At 56.4% G+C, this 20,019-nt stretch carries 20 protein-coding genes and 1 tRNA gene; 5 read left to right on the top strand and 16 right to left on the bottom strand.

What is annotated here, in order from left to right:
• Nucleotides 1–40: 40 nt before the first annotated feature.
• Nucleotides 41–925, bottom strand: a complete 885-nt coding sequence (locus ACJ2PR_RS29850) for an ArdC family protein (protein ID WP_446879715.1) — start codon at nucleotides 923–925, stop codon at nucleotides 41–43.
• Nucleotides 926–1,266: 341 nt separating this feature from the next.
• Entirely contained in the window at nucleotides 1,267–1,956 is a 690-nt protein-coding gene (locus tag ACJ2PR_RS29845) for a recombinase family protein (RefSeq protein ID WP_446879714.1), read from the bottom strand.
• A gap of 195 nt (nucleotides 1,957–2,151) precedes the next feature.
• Between ACJ2PR_RS29845 and ACJ2PR_RS29840 the strand changes: the two genes are divergently transcribed.
• Complete coding sequence (locus tag ACJ2PR_RS29840; protein WP_446879713.1) at nucleotides 2,152–2,448, top strand: hypothetical protein; 297 nt, start codon at nucleotides 2,152–2,154, stop codon at nucleotides 2,446–2,448.
• Nucleotides 2,445–2,834 (top strand): ankyrin repeat domain-containing protein, encoded by a 390-nt coding sequence (locus tag ACJ2PR_RS29835; RefSeq protein ID WP_446879712.1) that lies wholly within the window; start codon nucleotides 2,445–2,447, stop codon nucleotides 2,832–2,834. Before ACJ2PR_RS29840 ends, ACJ2PR_RS29835 begins: the two co-directional genes overlap by 4 nt.
• Before the next feature lie 258 nt (nucleotides 2,835–3,092).
• Here the strand turns inward: ACJ2PR_RS29835 and ACJ2PR_RS29830 are convergent, their stop codons facing one another.
• Nucleotides 3,093–3,641 carry an ImmA/IrrE family metallo-endopeptidase gene (locus tag ACJ2PR_RS29830; RefSeq protein ID WP_446879711.1) on the bottom strand — a complete coding sequence of 183 codons (549 nt, stop codon included), beginning with the start codon at nucleotides 3,639–3,641 and terminating at the stop codon, nucleotides 3,093–3,095.
• Nucleotides 3,638–3,943, bottom strand: coding sequence for a helix-turn-helix domain-containing protein (locus ACJ2PR_RS29825; protein WP_446879710.1), 306 nt, complete (start codon nucleotides 3,941–3,943; stop codon nucleotides 3,638–3,640). Before ACJ2PR_RS29825 ends, ACJ2PR_RS29830 begins: the two co-directional genes overlap by 4 nt.
• A 135-nt stretch (nucleotides 3,944–4,078) precedes the next feature.
• Here ACJ2PR_RS29825 and ACJ2PR_RS29820 point away from each other — a divergent pair, with 135 nt between their 5' ends.
• Together ACJ2PR_RS29820 and ACJ2PR_RS29815 are read left to right on the top strand one after the other, a co-directional pair.
• Nucleotides 4,079–4,387 (top strand): hypothetical protein, encoded by a 309-nt coding sequence (locus tag ACJ2PR_RS29820; RefSeq protein WP_446879709.1) that lies wholly within the window; start codon nucleotides 4,079–4,081, stop codon nucleotides 4,385–4,387.
• 261 nt (nucleotides 4,388–4,648) lie between these two features.
• Entirely contained in the window at nucleotides 4,649–4,888 is a 240-nt protein-coding gene (locus tag ACJ2PR_RS29815) for a hypothetical protein (RefSeq protein WP_446879708.1), read from the top strand.
• A gap of 45 nt (nucleotides 4,889–4,933) precedes the next feature.
• Here the strand turns inward: ACJ2PR_RS29815 and ACJ2PR_RS29810 are convergent, their stop codons facing one another.
• The 6 genes from ACJ2PR_RS29810 to ACJ2PR_RS29785 all read right to left on the bottom strand — a co-directional run bounded on the left by ACJ2PR_RS29810 (nucleotide 4,934) and on the right by ACJ2PR_RS29785 (nucleotide 14,206).
• A complete protein-coding gene (locus ACJ2PR_RS29810; protein ID WP_446879707.1) occupies nucleotides 4,934–7,042 on the bottom strand; it encodes an AAA family ATPase in 2,109 nt (702 codons plus the stop codon).
• A 10-nt stretch (nucleotides 7,043–7,052) separates the two neighbouring features.
• Nucleotides 7,053–9,647, bottom strand: coding sequence for a DEAD/DEAH box helicase (locus ACJ2PR_RS29805; RefSeq protein ID WP_446879706.1), 2,595 nt, complete (start codon nucleotides 9,645–9,647; stop codon nucleotides 7,053–7,055).
• Between the two features lie 5 nt (nucleotides 9,648–9,652).
• Nucleotides 9,653–11,542 carry a site-specific DNA-methyltransferase gene (locus ACJ2PR_RS29800; protein WP_446879705.1) on the bottom strand — a complete coding sequence of 630 codons (1,890 nt, stop codon included), beginning with the start codon at nucleotides 11,540–11,542 and terminating at the stop codon, nucleotides 9,653–9,655.
• Between the two features lie 306 nt (nucleotides 11,543–11,848).
• Complete coding sequence (locus ACJ2PR_RS29795; protein ID WP_446879704.1) at nucleotides 11,849–12,976, bottom strand: relaxase/mobilization nuclease domain-containing protein; 1,128 nt, start codon at nucleotides 12,974–12,976, stop codon at nucleotides 11,849–11,851.
• A complete protein-coding gene (locus ACJ2PR_RS29790) occupies nucleotides 12,973–13,386 on the bottom strand; it encodes a plasmid mobilization protein (protein WP_446879703.1) in 414 nt (137 codons plus the stop codon). Before ACJ2PR_RS29790 ends, ACJ2PR_RS29795 begins: the two co-directional genes overlap by 4 nt.
• Before the next feature lie 418 nt (nucleotides 13,387–13,804).
• On the bottom strand, nucleotides 13,805–14,206 hold the full coding sequence (locus ACJ2PR_RS29785) for a hypothetical protein (RefSeq protein WP_446879702.1): 402 nt from the start codon (nucleotides 14,204–14,206) through the stop codon (nucleotides 13,805–13,807).
• Between the two features lie 257 nt (nucleotides 14,207–14,463).
• Between ACJ2PR_RS29785 and ACJ2PR_RS29780 the strand changes: the two genes are divergently transcribed.
• On the top strand, nucleotides 14,464–16,374 hold the full coding sequence (locus ACJ2PR_RS29780) for a type IV secretory system conjugative DNA transfer family protein (protein ID WP_446879701.1): 1,911 nt from the start codon (nucleotides 14,464–14,466) through the stop codon (nucleotides 16,372–16,374).
• Nucleotides 16,375–16,808: 434 nt separating this feature from the next.
• Here the strand turns inward: ACJ2PR_RS29780 and ACJ2PR_RS29775 are convergent, their stop codons facing one another.
• The 6 genes from ACJ2PR_RS29775 to ACJ2PR_RS29750 all read right to left on the bottom strand — a co-directional run bounded on the left by ACJ2PR_RS29775 (nucleotide 16,809) and on the right by ACJ2PR_RS29750 (nucleotide 19,890).
• The gene (locus ACJ2PR_RS29775; RefSeq protein ID WP_446879700.1) at nucleotides 16,809–17,954 is read right to left on the bottom strand and encodes a replication protein RepA; all 1,146 of its coding nucleotides are present in this window, start codon (nucleotides 17,952–17,954) and stop codon (nucleotides 16,809–16,811) included.
• A 4-nt stretch (nucleotides 17,955–17,958) separates the two neighbouring features.
• Nucleotides 17,959–18,087: a hypothetical protein gene (locus ACJ2PR_RS29770; RefSeq protein WP_446879699.1), complete on the bottom strand. Its 129-nt coding sequence runs from the start codon at nucleotides 18,085–18,087 to the stop codon at nucleotides 17,959–17,961.
• Between the two features lie 31 nt (nucleotides 18,088–18,118).
• Nucleotides 18,119–18,805 (bottom strand): ParA family partition ATPase, encoded by a 687-nt coding sequence (gene parA / locus ACJ2PR_RS29765; protein WP_446879698.1) that lies wholly within the window; start codon nucleotides 18,803–18,805, stop codon nucleotides 18,119–18,121.
• A gap of 251 nt (nucleotides 18,806–19,056) precedes the next feature.
• Nucleotides 19,057–19,134 (bottom strand) — tRNA-Val (locus ACJ2PR_RS29760).
• Nucleotides 19,135–19,205: 71 nt separating this feature from the next.
• Entirely contained in the window at nucleotides 19,206–19,523 is a 318-nt protein-coding gene (locus ACJ2PR_RS29755) for a helix-turn-helix domain-containing protein (RefSeq protein WP_446879697.1), read from the bottom strand.
• Nucleotides 19,501–19,890, bottom strand: a complete 390-nt coding sequence (locus ACJ2PR_RS29750) for a type II toxin-antitoxin system RelE/ParE family toxin (RefSeq protein ID WP_446879696.1) — start codon at nucleotides 19,888–19,890, stop codon at nucleotides 19,501–19,503. The genes ACJ2PR_RS29755 and ACJ2PR_RS29750 overlap by 23 nt, the downstream gene beginning before the upstream one ends.
• Nucleotides 19,891–20,019 lie beyond the last annotated feature (129 nt).

Below are 20,019 nucleotides of genomic sequence, written 5' to 3'. Positions count from 1 at the left end.
TCTCACTTGAGAAAAACGGCCCGTGAGGGCCGTCGCCTGATTACCGGCGGTTCAAGAAGCTGACGGCCTCGCTGGCCCTGGCGGCGGCGTGGAAGATTGCCCGCTTGTCCGACTTGAGGAGCTCCAGCCAGTGGTCGATGTAGCTGGCGTGGTCTTCACGGGGTTCGGGGGTGATTTTGAGGTCGGCGCAAAGGAAGGCGGCTCCCAGTTCGGCCACAAGCTCTTCGGCGGCATAGGCTTGGTCGCCAAACCTCTTGCCCATCTCGCGGTTGAGGCGGCTTTCCGCACCCGTCCAGTGCGTCAGCTCATGGAAGAGGGTGGAGTAGTAGGCTTCGGTGGGGGAGGAGGATTTGGTCCCCATGAAGAGGGTTCGGTCTGGCATGTGGATGCTGTCGGTGCTCGGGCGATAGAAGGCTCGGCATCCCCCGTGGTGCACGGCTGCCCCGGTGGCGTTCACGAAGGCTTCGGCCTCCTCGATCACTTCGGTCTGGTCGGCCTGAGGCGTCTCGGGGAGCTCGTAGCCGTCCACCTGGGTTGCGTTGAAGACGATGCTCGGTTTGGCCATCCAGATCGACCGCTCGCGTTCTTCGCCTTGCTCGCCCGCTTCGGTCGTCTCTAGCTCTTTGTAGAACACGACCATCGAGCCTTTCTCGCCCTTGCGGACTTGTGCGCCTATCTCCTGCCATTGCTTGTAGCTGGCCCAGATGTTCGTGCTGAAGCCTCCGATCTGGCCGCTCGCCCACAGAGCCAGGATGTTGACCCCGTTGTAGTGTCGGTTCGTGACCGCGTTGGTCGGCCTGGCGTTGGCGGTGGTGGCTCGGTGCCAGGGCATTTCGAATTTGGCCGCTCCCGCCTCGATGGCCTGGATGATCTTGTTCGTGATCTGGGTGTAAACGTCGCCGCGCTGATCTTGAGGTTGGTTCATCAGTTTGCTCCTTCTCGTTGCCGGGGCCGCCCATGCGGCCCTGCTGAGGCCCAAAAGGCGACGGCGATCCGGAAGGCGCACCCGAAGGGCGGCACGAAGTGGAAAGACCCCTTTAGTGGGTTGCGCCTGGATGCCGGGCGACGGCGCTATAACGGGCGGAAGGAAACAGGGCGAATGGGTGTCCCTGCAACGAAAAGGGAAGGGGCGAACGAACCGGGCTCAGTAAAGAGCCTCGCGGCGATTCCCTACAACCAGGAACAAAGAATCCTGGCCAGGATAAGAGCAGGGAAGATGCGGCTCGGAATGCCCTGAGCCTTGCACGCAAACACAGAAAAGCAGGTTTACGCGGTCACAGATTTCTTCAACGGATCAGCCTGGTCAGTGGGAGACTCCATCAGAAGGACAGCACGCACCTGGGCGGCATACCACTGCTTGGCATGGGCGCTCCGGACGGCACGGCGATTGAGCTCGTTGGCGATCTGCCGATAGCTGAGCCCCGAACGGCGAAGTTGAAGCACGAGGGGTCTGACGGTGGCACGGAACTCGTCGGCGCGAACCTGGTTGGCGGCGGTTCCTAGACGCTGGGCGGGCAGAGGATCGGGGTTGCCTAAGCGAACGCCACGCGCTTTGGCGGCTTTGAGTGCCTCGCGGGTGCGCTTCGAGATCATCTCTCGCTCGTGCTCGGCCACGGCAGCCAGGATATGCAGAGTGAGCCGGTTCGCCTGGGGCATATCCACCGCCACGAAGTCCGCTCCACCTTCCATGAGATTTGCGATGAACGCCACGTTGCGGGCAAGACGATCCAGCTTTGCGATGGCAAGGGTTGCGCCCTGAGCTTTTGCTACTGCCAGAGCTGCGGCCAACTGGGGCCGGTCATTGCGCTTTCCGCTCTCAATCTCCGTGAACTCTTCGACGACCACCCCACCTCGACTGGTGGCGAAACTCAAGACGGCCTCTCGCTGGGCATCCAAACCGAGCCCGGACTTGCCCTGGCGGTCGGTTGAAACGCGGTAATAGGCGACGAATTTCACGGGTGTATTATTCCTAAACGGACGTATGGGATTCATACGCTCGCATAAACAGACGATAAAAGGAAGCCGTTGGGAGCAAGAAAAGAGGTTTTCAATGAGGGGGTGGGGCTGCTTTCTGTATTTGCGCTTTTCTGTAATTCTTTATTAACTATTGATTGATAAGATGATCTTACAGAGTCCGAAGGAGGTGCCCCTATGTTTGGACGTGACAAGAGAGCAAAGCGTGAGAAGATTCTAGAAGGGACTACTCGGCTCCTCAGCCGGACGCTCTCCGACCTGGGCAACGACCCGGACGCGATAGACCCCGACTCATTAGACCTCTACCGGCACCGCGTCAAGATCGCTGAGCTTCAGCTCTCGATTGTGCGGGCTCTCCATGCGGAGGCTCGTTTGACCCGCCCCGTGGTCGTCGCCCTGATCGGCTTCTTGGCGGCGGTGAGCGGGATGATGGGCGGTTACGTTGGAGACCTCTTCTTTGGGGGTGGACCATGAAAGACGATAGGCTGCTTCCAATTCACCGCGCCGTCCTATCAGGGAAGGTGTGGCGGGTCAAAAAGATGCTTGAGTGGGGAATGAGCGTGGACTCCCGCCGATGCAAGAGCGGGATGACCCCACTTCACCTAGCGGTGAAGATCCAGAATCCGGCGATTGTTCGCCTCCTTATAGAAGAAGGTGCGGATGTCTTCGCGCGGCAGGGCAGGGTAGGGCCGACCCCGCTTGATATTGCCATCGAGCTCGGAAACGACGTGATCGCCGGGATGCTCGCTCGCGCTCAGGCTCGTCAGAGTCAAGGCCGTCCTGAAGAAGGGAAGAAAGGGAAGTCCGATGGTGGACCCGTATCGCCCGCCCGGCCCCGTCGGCCTCGGCGCGGGTTTTAGGGCTGCTTTATATAGCGCCGATGGATACCGGCTCTTAGGGGAGCTGAGAGACTGCTCCTGGACGCTTTTCCAAACAAGACATTCACCCAAAAAGGTGTGGGCGGTCGTCGGCCAAATCGATTGGCTAGTCGATCCTGGCCCCTTCTACGTGTATCGCCTCATCATCGGGCTTCGCAGTCCACAGGAAGGGAAGTGGTGGCACGGGATCGGAGCTCTGGCCGTAACTGGCCATCATGCGGCGTTCATTATCGAACACCCCTAAGGGATGTCGGAAACGTATCCCAGGTGGGAGAGCCGAAGGGTCATCGACCGTTTGCTGACCCCATACTTCTCGACCAACTCATTGAAGATCGGGTCTTCGTCCACCACGTCTATGTGAGATACATTTTCTAAGTCCCTCTCAAGAAAGGCCGCAGGCATCAGCAGTTCAGCGGCGAAGGCATTGGCTTCAACTTCGAGCCGGTCACTGCCTTCTGCCGAAACAGCGCTGCGCAGGTGAACCTGGAAGCCCCTCGATTTGTCGTCATAGTGGACTTTCTCGGCGCCATGGAGGACGTAATGGCCTAATTCATGGGCGATGGTGAATCTCTGCCGACGAGCATGATGAGCCGAGTTGACTCCGATCACGGGTTGCTGGCCGCCTTCACCCCGGAAAAGGAACCCTGACAAGGAATCGTCGGCTTCGGTCGGCAACACTTCGATCCCCATATCGCTCGCGAGAGCGACCACATCCACTGGAGCCTCGCTGATCCCATGGGCTTTCAAGAGCTGGCTTACGGTTTGTCGAATGTATTTGCGGCGAATCATTGTGAGCTCCTGGAGCCGACCGTCTTTTGAATCCAGTCACGGGCGATTGGCGGCATCGCCTGTAGCGCCCTTGCCTCGGCGTCGGGATTTGGCAATAGGTCGTGCAAAGAGACATTCAGCGCGTCGCTAAGTTCGACGAGCAGATGCGAGAGCACTTTCTGCCGCCCCTTCTCGATGTTGGTAATCGAGGTTCTGGTGAGACCCACGCGGTCTGCGAGCTCCTCTTGGGTCAACCCACGCTGTTTGCGAGTGGCATTGATTCGGCGTCCAAGCTCTTCGTAAAACTCAGCTTCTCGAATCATGGTCTGGTCATAGCTCCACAGCTATGGACGCAGTCCGAGATGTCAAAGTTGCTGACTGTTTGTATTTCGCACGCACCTTTTTCTCACCGTGTGCCGTCATGACATAATGAAGGTGGGAGACCACCCGGTGAACTCATGGGAATCAACATCTCAAATCAATCATTCCAAGGCCCCTTCACCGACCTGAGTCAGGTTCGGGAACAAGGGGGCATCTACGCGATCCTCGGCCTTCAACAGAGTCAGAGGTATCGCGTCCTCGACGTTGGGCAGGCGGGCGGGCTGAAGTCCCGTCTGTCCTACCACGACCGCAAAGACCAGTGGAGCAGGCAAGGGCTGCCGCTGTCGGTTGCGGTGCTTTACACCCCGAACTGGACTGAATCTCAGCGCTGCGCGTTTGAGAAGCAAGTCCGGACTGCCTACAACCCGCCGTGCGGGGATCGATAACATCATGAACTTTCAAGGAGCTCTGGTCACCGAGCAAGGTGTGACCTTCGGAATCGTCGTCGTGAAGCCTCATGTCATTCAAAACAGCTTCACTGCCCGTGATGCACAGCGCAGCTTCGCGCCTCAGTTTCCGGGTGTCCCCATCATCTTGATGGCCCAAGACCATAGGGGAGTGCCCACCTACTACGGTAGAAGGGACATCGTGCACTTTCTCTCAAGAGTGCCAATGGAGTGCATCCCTTGGCGGGAGTACCACGCGGCATGAAGTTCACCGACCCTAAGCGCTTCGCTGATCATGTTGGGAAGCAACTCAAGTCTCACCTGGTTGAGGCTATCGGCAAGGAACTTGAGTCCAAAGCGCGAAGTAACAACAACGCGCTGGATGTTTCCATGAAGGATGCTGACCACACCACGATCCGGGAGGTTCAGTCTTGGCTTCGTCGCCGAGGGTGGGTCATCCAGAACAGCATGGGGCGCACATTTGAACTTAGAAAGGGGTGATCCGGGCGGAAGCAAAGAAGCTTCCGCCACTTCCAGCTCACAGACCTACACCCGGTTATCAGTCAATACCTGAACGCACACCTCGACAACATATTCCGGCACGGGGTCGAAGAAATGCGGATTTAGCTGCATTACATATTCGTTCTCGATATGATAAGTCTCGTTAACGAATTTCGCCACCACATCACCCTCCGGCTTCTCTTTACTAGCTTCTCCCTTAATTAAGCGAAACAGCTGTAACTTTTCATACCCTACAGATGTGTCATCGAACATTTGTCGAAGCGCGGCGCGGTCATTCACCGTAACAAGCAAGCCGTCATAGCAGAATTCCGGAATAAGGCTCCGTATGGTTTCCTCTGCTCGATCCTTCTCCTCAGGGGTCATATCACGATCTGCGCCGCACTCGCGTATGGTTGGTACTGTGCGTCCTTTGAATAGACTGGCCAACAAATTGTATTCCAGCCCTACCACATCGAGAATCTCGAAATGACGTCTCAAGTAGATAGCCTTGAGGATCGGCTCATTAAGCCGAGTGATGTTTTGCTTGCAGATGCTAGCAAACGTTTGGATGTCATCCTTGGTGACTGGACGCTCTTCCACGACACCCTTCCGATATGTGAGGAATGAGACTCTCGGATGCGCTCCCTCAAACAGCCGTGTACTGCGGATCATATCAATCGCCGGTTCAAGGTCATGAGTCAGCATCAGAGTGGTCATGCTCTTTAAGCTGGCTTTCCCACGAAATAGCTCATTGAGAATGGCGAATTTTTTGTTCTGGTCGAAGGAAGAAATCGGATCATCAAGAACGACCAGATCAGGCTTTTCGCTTTGAACTTGGTGAAGGAAGAGAACGAGAGCGAACGCGTTCTTTTCCCCATAGCTCAGGTGATTCCCAGCTCCTTGTATGTGCTCCGCGTAGTCTTCATGAACGAGCTCCATACGATAGCTATCTGAATCGGAGACAATCCGAACCGCGTATTTGTAACCTGCTGACTTTAAGAAGCCGTTGATGCTTGCTTCATTACCCGTGATCGCATCTCTAATTCGGTCTCTCTGTTTGTTAATGGATCCCTGAAGGGGACCGATTTGCTTCATCAGCTCGTCGAGCTGGGCGTTTAGAGGATCAACCACAGATCGTGTTGCCTCTGAGTTGACCTTGTCCATGAGGGTCAAGTCACACCTCAGCTGGCCGATCTGGTCCGACAGTTTTTCAACGTCGCGCAGCGTGAAGAACGAAATATTTCTGAGATTGTTTAGCTTCGCGATGAGCGTCTCAATATTCGATTTGAGGTTCTTCAAGAACTCTTCTTGTTCTATTGAGAGGCTGGTCTTCGCTTTGATCACCTGTTCCACAAGCTTCTGGCAGTCATCGCTGAAGTAGTTACCTAGCCGCTCCAGAACTGCTTTTATAGCGTTCAAGTGGTTGATGCTGGGCGCATCATACTCCTTTGCGACTGCGAGGGCGACTGCCTTTTCGGACGTCGTCTTCATCTCCTTTGCGCAGTAAGGGCATTGGTCACCGAGGGCTAGATAGCTGTTGCCCTTTGTCTGCCACTCAATCCACTTTGAAGGCTGATCGCTCTTCAGAAAGAGCTCAAAACCCGTCAGAGTTGCGGGAATGTTTTCGATCTTATTTCCTGATCCAAATGCTTTATAGATTTTACTGCTTTTGGAAATCTCCCCCTTGTTGGTCACAGAGATAGCGTCCCTTAATTCGCTGAGGTCTTTGAGAGCTTGATCAATGCCTTCGTTGTTGGAAAACGCCTTGCGAACGCCCAGCAAAAGGGCATTGAGGTCATCCATCGCTTGGTCATAGTCTGCGGTTTTTACGAAAATATTGAAACTATTTCTGACAACCTCATTTTGCTGAAACACGAACTGGGAGACATACTCCTCGTTAAAGACACATATTGAGGAAAAGAAGTCTGCGCCTGTTATCGAGGGAACAGGCGGAGTTTCGCTCGCGCGATGTTTAAACGGCAGAAGATTGTCAAGGGCTTCACCTTTCGTGTATAGCGCGAGTGCTTTTGCAAGGGTGCTCTTTCCGACTCCGTTAGGGCCGTATTTGATGTTCAGGCACCCGTTTACGATCTTGAAGTCAGCCTTGTCCACGCTGTTGCAGTGTTCAAGGAGGATTGCATGCTCGGTGCTCATAGTCTTCTGTTTACTCCAAATATGACGGTAGTTGTGCTCGCCACTCGCTCATCAGTATCAGGGTGCCCTCGACCGTCTCACCTTCATTGACGAGCTCTAGCGCTCCGACGGGCGTGACATCATCCCATTTGAAGTTTAGCGAGAGGAACGCCAGGGCGTCCCGCTTGTAGGCAGTGTCCAAGTTGTCGAGCTGATCCCCCTTGGTTTCGAGGGCAGTTAACCGCGTTCCGGCCCCTTCCCGTTGGGCAGCAAAGATGAAGTCAGGATAGATTTTCGCTTTCTTCCAGCCTTGGATCCCATACTGCGTTCGGGCAACGTTGCGGTGCCACCAAAGAAGCGTCTTCTCGCCGTCGAGGTAGACCGCGACATCCCGTTCGTCCCCGTTGAATTCGTTTTCATACATCGGGGCAAACAGGCTCTTCTCTAACGGCCCTCCTGCTCGATTGACCAACTGACGCCCGTTCTCTTGCTCCGTGGTTTGCACAGTCATTGGCATACGCCAGTTTCGGCCATCAAGGCGAAGCCGGAATTGAATGGTGCTAGCAGCCACCTGGGCCTTGAAGAGGGCCTCTGCTCGTCTGTTTCTTTCCGCATCCAAACCCTTCCGGAGCTCTTCCACGATCAGGCTTGAGAGCTGCCCCATCTTTCCATCATCAAAGCCCCTACCCCGGAGAGCCACCATCATGTCTCCGACGATTCCGCGCCCCACGAAGGGATTCACCACAATGTCAGAGATCATCCGGCAGGCGTGAGCCGGATCAAAGGCGAGGTCTTCAACGTTCTGCGCGACCCTCTCAGTGGCAAAGAGCTCCTCACCGTCATCCGAAAGCATGATCCTTTGCAGCTGATTTTCAGCCGCCTGGGCGTTCAGCGGAACTCCTTCCGCGATCTCCTTCGGATCGAAGTCTCGCCAGTCGATGGAGGAGAGAATATCCATCTCATAGTCCAACTCCCGAGCAAGGCCGCCCTCGATCTTCATCACCTTGGGGAGATAGATTTCGGTTTTTGCAAACGTTGGACGCCGCTGGATAGAGCGGACCGTCTTTCCAGCAACCGCCTTATCGTCTTGGACAACGTGCAGAACCAGGTCCCCGAGGCCGTCTTGCTCAAGGCCGCTCTTGATTGCCGCGACAACCGAGGCGGTGTCTGCATAGTGGGTGATGACGTGGCACTCATCAAGAGCCTCGATCCCGGTTTTTTGGGCACCAGGCTGGCGAAGAATGCGCCCGACGAGCTGGGTCATGGCCTTCAAGTTCGAACTCGCCGACAGGCTGCAAAGAACGTAGGCAAATGGGCAGTCCCATCCCTCTTGCAGGGCCTGCTTCGTGATAATGGCCCGAACCCGGTTTGTAGGCGAAAGCAAGTCCTCGTTCTCGGTCAATCTCAGATCATTTTGCTGGGCCGTTTTGATCGCGATTTCTGCCTCATCAAATCCGGCCGTCAACAGCCACTCCTTGACGTCCTCGGCATGGATGTGTCCACTTTCCCGTTGGTCATTCCCCGTTCGTTCGACCTGCACGAGCATGATGGGGCGAATGTAGCGGCCTGTCTCCGAACGGAGCTTTTTAGCATCCGCATCTATACTGTTCAGGCGGGTCAGGGCGGCATTGAGTGTAGCTTTCCAGTCACTCCCCTGCCTCGGATCCAGGTTAAGCGGCATTTTGATCATGCCTTCTCGGTCCAGCTCCTTACCGGTGACCTCCACCAGTACGTTCGAGTATCGTCCCTCACGAGGATTACTGCCTCCCTTAGGCTGAATATCCTGAGGCGTCGCGGTGAGCTCCAATACAAAGCAAGGGTTGAAGCTATAGAGCGTCTTGAAAGCAAGCTCCGACATTGCCCGGTGCCCCTCATCGAGCACCACCACTGGGCGAATGATGCGAAGCGCATTCCCGAGGGAGTCCTTCACCATCGGAAACAGCCCTTGGTAGGCAGTGAGGTTCGGCGTCTTCTTGATGGCCGCCTGGTGCGCCTGTTGTTCCCCTTCCGGAGGAAAGAAGCCATGTACGTCGCCTCGATCCTGGAACATCTTGAGAGATTCCTGTGTCTCCCGATTCGCGGACTGGAGCATCAAGAGCATCACGCAAAGGTTCGCTTCAACATCCCTGGCGTTCAAGGTGTCCGTTTTCTCTAGGATTTTCACACGGCCAGCCGCTGCACGGTCGAGAGCCTGCCGGTAGGGATGCTCGCGGTTTCTCAGATGCTTGAGCGTCTGCGTATAAATGGCCTCGGTAGGCACCACCCACAAAACAAAGCCCGTGTTCTGCTCTAAAAATCTGCCCAACACACGCGACAGCGACGAGACCGCGATCCAGGTCTTTCCTCCGCCCGTTGGTACCTTTAGAACAACGTTTGGAACCGATCGGCCACAGCCATCAACCCGAGGCGAAAACGGAATATCCGACCGGGACTGAGGAAGGCGACCAATCCCTTTCAGCCCCTCCCATGCCTCTTTGGCAAAGTCAGGAATTGAAAGAGTGAGGTTAGGCTTTGAAGCGATGAACGCCGCGACCTCATCGGCGTTCTTCTTCTTCTCCTTCAGGAGCTCTAAGTAGGCGTCAAGCGTCGATAGGACGCGATCTTGATAGTCGAGCTGACGAAACATATGGTTCAGCTCCGATCAATTCGGTAGAGCGCGAAAGGTAACGGCACAAACTCAACAGGGATCTTCTGCTCGGCCAGCATCTTCTGACTGACAAAGCGTGCCGGGGCGAAGACGAGATGCTTCTTATTCGGATCAATCTCAGCAAAAGCCTTTGCTCGTGCCAGCGTAAGAGCAGCCTCCGGCGACTTGAGCCATTCAAGATCAGGTCTGTAGATCAGCCAAACGTGCTGACCCTCCGTTGAGCCTAAATAGAAGTCATCTTCACGTACAATACCGGCGTCGATTGCGCGGTTGGTAGCCATATGGAAGAGAGCTGATCCCAAACCCTCATAAGGCGGGAGTGTCTCTCCACTCAACACTTTGTCGAGCTCCACGGGGTCACCAAGCGTGCAAAAGGTGAATTTTCCGCCAAGCCCATCGACTCTTTCTTGACTTGCCGTCTCACCGATAATTACAAGTTCACCGTCTCTAATTTCCTTTTTGATCTTTGTGTATCTGTCGGTGAATAGACTCCCCTCAATAGCCTCCGCCTTACCAATCCATTCACTAGAATTCTTGATACTTCGCCAGTTCAGCTTTTGCTTAAATAGTTCGGTTTTCTCTGTCTTCCCGCCTTTGTATCCTTGTATCACTCGCCGAACTCGCTCTGCGGTTAGTTGGTCAGCATAGTCTTCCATTTCAACCAAAATGAACCGCCTTGAGCCGCCATCCGAATGGTTGAGCCTCAAGACAGCCTCAGCGGTGGATCCTGAGCCTGCAAATGAATCTAAAACCAGACAGTCTGGATTTTGGATAAGTTCAAGAGCGCGTTCGATGTATGGAACGGGTTTTGGGAAATCAAACATCTTTCGGCCCATCACCTCATTAAGATGCTTTCGCCCAGCGTCCATATTAAATTCCGCATCAAGCCAGATTGTTTTAGCTTTCGTTGAAGGTTCTTCGCCATCAGCACTCAGCATGTAGTCTTTTCGAAACACACGCCACTCTCCTTCATTGGTCTTCCTTGCGAACAGAAGGTGATTGTCCCTCTTGACCTTCGCAGGGTTCCATGTCCAGCAGGTGGGTTCGCCCTTTCCATCGAGCGGCAAGACTTCGTCTGTAAACCCTGACGGCGGTTCTTCAACTTCCTCATTGTTTTTTTGAGCAGCCCACACTTCGCACGTCTTAGGATTCACATAAATCGGAAAATACAATCCGCTTCGAGTTTCTGGATTGAATGCGGCATTCCTGTTACGCAAGCCTAAAGCTCGATACTTGCCACCCCCGTCTTCCTCGTTGTATTCAGAAAGCATGCGCTCATCCTTTGGAACGCCACCCAAATCAGCCAAGTCCGGATCCTTTACAAAGCACAACAAATATTCGTGAGTTTTCGCAACGAATTCATCAAGGTGCCGCCCTTTCGGGTTAAGCCTCGCAATGATCCTACCAACTCTTGAGTCCGAACCGAAGATCTCTTCCAGCATCAGCTCAAGACGATGACTTTCATTGTCATCAATACAGACGAACATTGCGCCAGAAGGCGCGAGTAACTCATGAAGCAATCGAAGGCGTGGCCACATCATCGCGCACCACTTATCGTGGCGCAGTCCATCCTCTACTCCAATTGGGTTTGATGCCAGCCACTCGCGGATCATCGGACTGTTCACGTTGTCGTTGTACGACCAGCCCTCGTTTCCAGTGTTGTAGGGGGGGTCGATGAAGATGCAGTCCACCTTGCCCGCATACATCGGCAAGAGAGCCTTGAGGGCGTGTAGATTGTCCCCGTGGATGATCAGGTTGCCGGAGAGGTCAACCGGGCCAATTCCCTTCTCCACATGGGGCACCAAGGGCCGAAACGGAACGGAGAGATGATGGTTGTAAACAAACTCTTTGCCCTTGAAAACCAATTCAGACATTTTTGACTTCCTCTATAATCTCTGGGCCACTTTCTGTTTGAACACGCTTGACCACAGCCTCGGCAATCCAAGTGTTTCTTGGTACGCTGACGGGCTGCACTGCTCGTAACCTATCAATCCGAGCAATCAGGTTTTTCGGAAGTCGTAGAGTCACTGTCGTTCGCTCGTTGTCCTTGTCCATGCACTCCTCAGCGACACCAGAATGACGTCAACTTGATATCAGGACGACTGTATCTAACTGAACGATTCAAGCAAGCCAGAAACAACTCCAAGAATTCTGTATCGCCTCATTTGCGGTTTTCTGTTTTACCGCTCCAAATCACGGTCTCGCTCGGGCTCCTTCTCCCTGTTCCGGTCGGACCTCCGGCGCTGCCGCTTGAAGGATCGCCAGTCACGCCCTTTGTGGGTCGTCTTGTCTTTCTCCTTCTCTGGCGGTGCGGGAGGTGGATTGGAAACCCCAAGGGCTCCGCGCACGGCTTCCTGGGTCATGCCTTTGACCTTCTGCGGTGTGGGGGCTCCGGTGCCGCCTTCGCTGGCTCTTTCCTTCTGCTCTCGCAGGGGGGCAAGGCCATCTTCCAGGCTGGGAAGATCCAGGCCACCTAGCCGCTGCCGTGCGGCCTCCACCTTGAGGCCGCTGACGCACCTGGCTACCGTCCGGTAGCCCCCGCTCTCGTCAAGGATAAGAGGACCGCGCTCCCCGTTCACCAGACGCATCCCAGATGCCTCGATCTTCTTCTTGAACTCGTCGGGGGTGGCCGCCTCCCGCCATGCGGTGGCGACGACCTGGCGAACCGCCTTCTCATCGATGTTAAGGCGTTTTTGGCGTTGGTGCTCGAAGTGGCTGAGCCCTTCCCTGGGCGCGTTCTCGACCACTTTCCGGATGTCCTGCGTCCGGAGTTTCTCAGCGCCTCGTGCTGGGCCAGGATCGCCGGGCTCTCGCTCGGGCGTCTTTTCGGCCTGGCGGCGCTGAGCCTTGCTTGGCGTTTTGGCGTGGCCAAGAACGCGCTCCAAAATGCGAGCCGCTCGCTCGTGCTTGCGGTAGTTGTGGGACATGCTGACCGCCTTCATGCGGTCGATATCGACGCGGTTCCACACCACGTGCACGTGCTCGCGGCCTTGCTTTTTATGGAGCAGAACCACGCGCTGGTGGTCTTGAAGACCGAGGACTTTCTCCAAAACGTCCACGGACTTCGCCCACCCATCCGGCCCCATGGCCTCGCCAGGCTCGGGGCTGATGATCGCGTGGTACAGGGGCTTCTCGCAGTTGGTGCCTTTGGCAATGGCCACCATCTCCCGAAGAGCCCCTGTGACGTCGCTATCGGGGACAGCCAGATTGAGATTGCCGATGACCGCGACCCGCTCATTGTCCTTCCGATTGAGAAGGTGGCGGGCTAGGTTGTCGGGATTCGTTCTGGCAGTGCCTTTGATGATCACGAGCCCCTCTTGCCCTCCTTGGTGGTGGGGTCTCGCTCATCAAAGCCGATAGCGAACATGATGGCCGCCCTGACCTGCGCGATGGCCTCCATCTCGCTCTTCAGGACGCGCCAATCATCGAAGCCAACGCCACCTTGGTTGGCGTGCTTCGAGAGCTGGTTGATGTTGGAGCCGATCTTGCCGAGCTGGCCGAGGACGCGACCCAACGTCTCCAGCTCCACCGGTGGCCGCCGGCTTCGCCGTGGCACCGGGACGGAAAGAGCCGCGTGGCGGATGAGAGCCCCGACCGTGATGCCGGTCTCTCGGGCTTTCTCATCTAACTGGGCAGCCTCCTCCGGTGTCAGCCGGACGGTTCGGACGACTGTCCGCTGCCTGGTTTCGCTGCCGCTAGTGCGTTCTTTTCGTGCCATGACCTGACCCTTTCCGGTGTCGGGTTGTGGCCGCTCCCCCTCCATGGGGGCTGGGGGGTCGTGCCGTGATGGCACGAGGGGGGATGCAACGGGGGGACTTCCCCACCTTGCCAAGCCATCTGCTTTGCGGTGGTGCGCGGTATTACCGCGCATGGCTTGCGTTTCTCCATTTCCAGACACCTGTATCTATCTTAGCAGGTTTCCATGACCGGCGTATGACGCTCCGCAACGGTGTAGATGGCTTCCCTGCTGTCCGGTTTGTTGGCGCAACTGTGGCCGCCCAACAATGCCTCCACTACGGAAGACGGGGGAACCCATAGCAAAGGCGGCACCACTTGCCAAGACCAAGCCGCATCATCAGCTTTCTGGATTGGTCTTCCTTCCTCCAGCGCTCTCGGATTTCATTGGCGCGGCGGCTCTACTTGTTGTCGGAGTTGCTCCGTCGCTCATACGCGCTGCTTGGCTTGACCGTCCAGCTACTCTGATCCTCATGGGTGGGCTTGCGGCCACCACCGCTGGCCATGGTCATCACCAGACCAAGTGGAATCCCGAAGAGCCCAATCCAGACATGCTTCCAGGCGAGCTTTGCTTTTGCATCCATGCGTTGCCATTCAGCCTGGTAGCTTCGAAGGATGGTTTGGTCTGCATTCGGCGAAGCGTTGTTGATTGCATCACTCAATCCTTGAAGCCTTTGTTGGGCTCGTCGGTACACCATGAAGGCAATCAATGCGCCGCCCAAACCCAGCAGAAAGGTGATGGGCACAGTCAGAAACAGCAGGCGGTTCTGCCTAAAGTCAAGGATTGGATCGGTCGATGACATCTTGATGCATTCTACGACCAGCGTACGATCGAGTGCAGCGGCACCTAAATAGTGGTCTTCGACCGTAGAATTATCACAAAGATGTGGCGATGGCGCGAGGTTGAGCAAGTGAAGGAGGCATGGGAATGGCGCGTGTAGTGCCGCCACCCGTCTCGGATGTAGACGTTAGGGGGTTCCCGAAAACCCCTCCGGAACTGCCGCCTGGCGGTCTCCTGCCTCCAGAGAAAAGCTACTCCGGTTGCTTCTGGAGTTGGGGCATGATCGCTCTCGTAATGGCGGGGCTGAGCGTCCTGGCGCTGGAGCTCACACTCCGAACTCAAGGAAAGCCGGGGTTCCTCAGTGGTCTGATCAAAGATCCAGGTCAGATTGCATCCTGGATGACCGGTGGTGCATGTGTGCTGATTGGCCTCGGAGGCCCCGCCTTGCTCATCTGGTTTGTTTGGTGGGTGGTTTCAGGTGTTCAGCCTCGAACCCCAATACCAGGCATCCCCGACGGAGGGGACGGAATCCTGGGCTCTGCCCGGTGGATGTCTCAGCAAGAGGAGCAAGAACTCGGAATTGGCGATCCGGTGGACGCTCCGGTTTTAGAAGGAGCCCATTCGGGCATCGTCATTGGGATGCGCCGACGTAGCGGACGATTTTTCCGCTACTACGATTCCGGCCATGCGCTAGTGTTTGCTCCAACGGGTGCTGGGAAAGGGGTTGGCTTTGTCATCCCGAACTTGCTGGAATATGGCGGGTCGATGTTCGTCATCGATCCAAAGGGAGAAAACGCCGCGATGACCGCGCGAGCCCGGCGCGAGAAATGGGGGCAAGAGACCTTCATTCTCGATCCTTGGGAGATGCTGGGCGAAAAGACGGCCAGGTTTAATCCGCTCGATGCCATCCGGCCAGAAGACCGTGATTTTGATGCCAAAGTGCAGCGAATAGCCGATGCGCTCGTTATCAGCAACGCTCAAGACCCCTTCTGGCCGACCGAGGCGAAGGGGCTCCTTGCCGGGTTGATCGCGTTTGTATGCGTTCATGAGCCACCCGCCCAACGCAACCTGCCACGGGTGCGTGAACTACTGCGGCAATCAGCTGCCGACTTTGAGGATCTTCTTGAAATGATGGCGGGAAGCCCGAGCCGGTTCATTGCTGAAACGGCCAACGCGATGAGCCAGAAGTCGGACAAGGAAAGATCAGGTGTCATCTCGACCGCCCAAAGCAACCTGGCCTTTCTCAATTCGTCGGTCATCTGCGAGACGCTGATGACGTCGGACTTCAGCATGCTCGACTTGAAGAGCAAGCCAGTGACGGTCTATTTGATCTTGCCGACTGAGTATCTCGACAGCCACGGGCGATGGCTCCGCCTGCTGGTGGGTGAAGCCTTGGCCTCGATGATGAGCTCGGAACGGCAGAAGCCGGATATTCCAGTTCTATTCCTGTTGGATGAATTTGCAGCCCTTGGCCAGCTTGCGATTGCCAAGACAGCTTTTACGCTGGGTCGGGGCTATGGGGCGAAGATGTGTCCGATCCTTCAGAACCTAGACCAGCTGAAGAACCTGTACGACAAGGAATATCGGACGTTTTTGAGCAATGCCGGAGTCACTTTGTTCTGGGCGGTGAATGAGTTGACGACAGCTGAGGAAGTTTCTCGGATGATGGGGAAATACACTCAGATTGCCCCGACGCGCGGCGTTTCAGAGTCGATGCAGGGCTCCTCGATGAACTATGGTCAGAGCGTCGTGGCACGAGATTTTGCGACACCGGATGAAGTGATGACGCTAGACAAGCGCATGGTGATGGCTTTCCTGGCCAACCGTCGCCCCTTGGAACTTTGGCGCATTGCGTATTTTGAAGAGCCTCGATTCTTTGGCCTGGTGGATCGCAACCCTTATGAGCCGCGGGGGGCACTGCCTCCTCGGGAGCGGATCGAGCGGCCTGAGCTTTGGCAGTGGTTCCAGTTTGAGGCGACGGTCAAGGGCTATGGCTTCGCCTCCTGCAAAACACCCGACGGAAATTTCGAGGTGGCTTATATCCTGCCTGGAGCCCGCCGAAAGGGTGGAGGAAAGGATCAAGTTGTTTTTCTCGCTCGCTGGACGGGAACCCGTTGGACTTGGAGCTGCTACCCTCCCCATTCAGAGCAAAAACGCTTCGAGAAAGCTCTTCGCTCCCAGACGACCTGATGGAAACAGCCCCACCTGGGGTTGTTTTCTTTTGAACCCCTAAGAGCTCTTCAACCGGACAAGGGGCTGCTGTCAAGGCTGGCGCAGCCACCCTTGAGGGCCTGGCCTTTACAGCGCGAGACCCGCAGTCCGGTCATGCTCCCTCCGGGGTCAAAAAAGAGAAATTAAAAAAGATTCTCCCCAGGATGGGGCTACAGGAATCTTCTCTATCTGTAAGAACTACAGGATATATAGTAGGGCGCGACCGTTTCACCAGTCACGCGCGACCGTTTCACCAGTGATAGCTGCGACCGTTTCACCAGTGATAACTGAGTTATCCACATTCCATGTCCGCGACCGTTTCACCAGTCGATTTGAGCTTGCCTCGCCGCAAGAGGATGAAGCACTTCCCTGCCCCGAATCGACCGCTTCACCAGCCCTAAGGCGTTGATCGGTCATGGATTTGGCTTGAGCTTTTTCTGCGTCTTGCAGAATCGCAGGAAATGGGCGTCAGGGTGGGTGATTTGGATGCCCTTGCCAGAGACCCATTCGCGCCATAGCTCCTCCAGGTAGCGCACGTCGTAGCCTGGAGCGGCTTCCCTCGCCTTCTGGTAGGTCTCGGGCTTGAGGCTATGGCGATCCACTGGGAGAGCCTTGGGCGGCTCGTCGGAAGGCTTGATGGCCTTGGCTTTGCCGCGTACGGCCGTTTGGCCGGGAAGGATGGTCAGCCCCCCCTCCTCCATTTCGCATTTGAGAGCCGGGTAGACCCGCTGCACTTTGGAGAGAGCGTCTTTGAGGGCGGTCTTGAAGTCCCTCTCCCGGTCGTAGTTGGTGCCCAGCTGCGCCTGGAGGGCTCTGTAGGGCACCGTCACGGCCTTCCCTGCCTTCCTGACAGAGAAGGTGCGGTAAGTAGCCCAGGTGTAGAGGTCAAGCGCCAGAGGCGACCTCTTGAGGGCTCTGAGAGCCCGCATATCGAGGGGCACGGGCGCGGCGGTAATGGCGTCGAAGAACTCTTGGCTGAGCTGCACCCAGCTCCCCCAAAGAGCCCCCTGCTCCGGCATCTTCGGGTCCCACCAGAGCTCTCCTTTGGGTGCGACGCGCATATCCAGCCAGCGGGAGCCTTCCGCCCCATCGGGGCGCTCCAGGCTCTGCTCGAAGCTGATCGAGGCACGAAAGAGCCGGTTCATTTGCTCCCGGAGCCGCTTGGCGTCGCTGCGCGGCCCTGCCCCGGTGCTCCAGGAGAGCCCCAGCTCGCGCATGAACTCGGCGAGGGTGTTCCCTAGCTCGATCTTCGGCGAGCGGGTTTTGACCGCCTCGGCGGTCAGCCAGAAGAGCACCAGGCGTGGCAAAGACCCATAGGGGTAGCCGATTGATTTGTTGCCTCGCGCGTCCCAGCCGGGACGGATAACAAGGCTGAGGTTGCCATTGGTGCGAACCCAGGCGGGCTTGTCGCCGGGGTCGCTGTGCGGCAGGGTGCATTGCACCAGCTGCCGCGCCATATAGGCGCGTTCCACCGCCTCGGGGTTGTCGAGGATCTCGCCCACCTGATCCAGGAATCGGACCTCGGCTTTGGTGTAGTGGAACGGGTCTTTCTTTTTCACGGCATTAGAGCTTCGGGAAGCGCTCTTCGAGGAGCTCCTTGATGGCGTCCACCATACGAACATCCTGCATGGCGCAAGCCACCTTGATGCGCTGGTGAAGGCTGGCGGGGATATCGAGAGTGAGACGCTTCACCGTCTCGACCTCCTGGGCTTTCACCCAGGCGTCAGCGTCCGTGACCGGCGCGGCGGGTAGTGGCTTGGTTGCGATGGATACCTTCTTGCTCATTGGCTTTCTCCTGGATTTCTTTGCAAAGGGTCAAGACCTCCTTGGCGGCAACGCCAGTGGGGTCGGTTTCTAAGACGGTTTGGCCTTGGGCGGCACTTTCGGCGAAAGCGACCCGCTGGCTCACAGAGGCGGTTAGGGTCGGGATGTCGTAGCCGCCAAGCGCCTCTGTGACATCCCTGCCGATGGCCGTATTTACGATTTTACGGTTTACAACAAAAAAGGCTTTCATGTTTTCCGCAAAACTGGAAGCCTCTTTGATGAGCTCGACGATCTCTTTGGCGGCCCAAACGTCGTAGGGCGATGGCTGCACCGGAATCAGCACGACGTTGCTGGCGAGGATAGCGGAGCGAGCCACGTCATACACCCGGGGCGGGCCATCCACGACGATATGGTCATAGTCCTGGGCAAGAAGGGGAAGTTCTTTGTGGAGGTTGGGCTTGGGTAGGCCGATGACGCGGAAGGGGGGTTGGTCTTGTCGGCTGGCGGCCCAATCGAGGGCACTGCCTTGAGGGTCTGCATCCACGACCAAAACCCGGTTGCCATCTTGGGTGAGGGCAGTGGCAAGGTGCAGCGCGAGCGTGGTCTTGCCGACGCCTCCCTTTTGGTTGAGTAAAGAAATGATCATCTACGGGTCTCCGGTTTTCTGTAGGTGCGGCAATGCGCCCAAGTGTATTCCTGTGTTTCTGTATCGTCAAGACGGTCTGGAGACTGGAAAGGATGCAAAGAGAATTGGCCTTAGGCTTCGCCCTGGTGCTTCGAGTTCGACGAATGGGAACATCAGTTCAATCGCACCGGGCGGGGGTCATAGCTTATGGGCGTCTTGACGCCCAAGAAGGGGGTGCTATGCTGGTCTTCGGGGACGGTGCCCACCACTTGTGGTGCACCGGACGGGACTCGAACCCGCAACCTGGTCGTCAGTCAAACAACCGCTCTGTCCTGTTGAGCTACCGGCGCGAACCGCCGGTAGCAACCCCTTCGTAGGGGGTCAATGATGCCCATGCCAATGAGGGGTGGGGGTGCGATTGCTAAGCAATCGTTTCTAAGCCTTTTTTCCGCACCACGGTCAAGAGCTTCAGGCTCGCTCCGGAAGGAGATTTCTCGCCACGTTCCCACTGGCTGATGACGCCAGGGCTCACATTCAGATACCGCGCGAACACCGCTTGGCTGACCTTGCTCTTGAGGCGAATTTTACGGATGTCCTCTGCGGAGAGCTCCTCGACGGGAGTCAGGCAGAGCTCATCGAAGCGCTTCATCGTGCGCTTGTCCACCAGCCCGGCTTCCTTGAGATCGGAGACGGTCTCATGGATGCTGGCCAGAATGTCACTCCGGTATGTCTTGCTCATTGCATCTCACCTCAATTAGTGCGCCGCTCGTTACGGCTTCTTGGATCTGGCTTTCGCTGTAGCTGTCAAAGAGGGCCGCCAGTTCCTTGAAGCCCTTCAACTCATCCGTACGAATATTGTCTCTCTGGTTCTTAGAGAAGCCGTACACGAAGAATGCTCGCTCTTCGATACAGACCAGAATGATCGTTCGAAATCCACTCGACCGACCTTCATTGGGACGCGCCACCCGTTGCTTGATGACGCCTCCACCGAGGTCTGCATCAACGATTCCTTCTTCTAGCCGTCGAACGGCTTCACACAAGTCCTCGTCGGTGATCCCATTCTTTCGAGCAAACCGGGAGAAGGGCTTGTTTTTGAAGATTCTCACTTGTTTTGCTCCGTAGCTTTGGGTTCTACAACTCTATACTATCACACCTGGTGTTAGAGTTCCATGTTTTTGGGTCTCACTTGAGAAAAACGGCCCGTGAGGGCCGTCGCCTGATTACCGGCGGTTCAA

This window comes from Phormidesmis sp. 146-33 (genome assembly GCF_052939515.1).
This window is presented reverse-complemented; position numbering and strand designations above follow the sequence as displayed.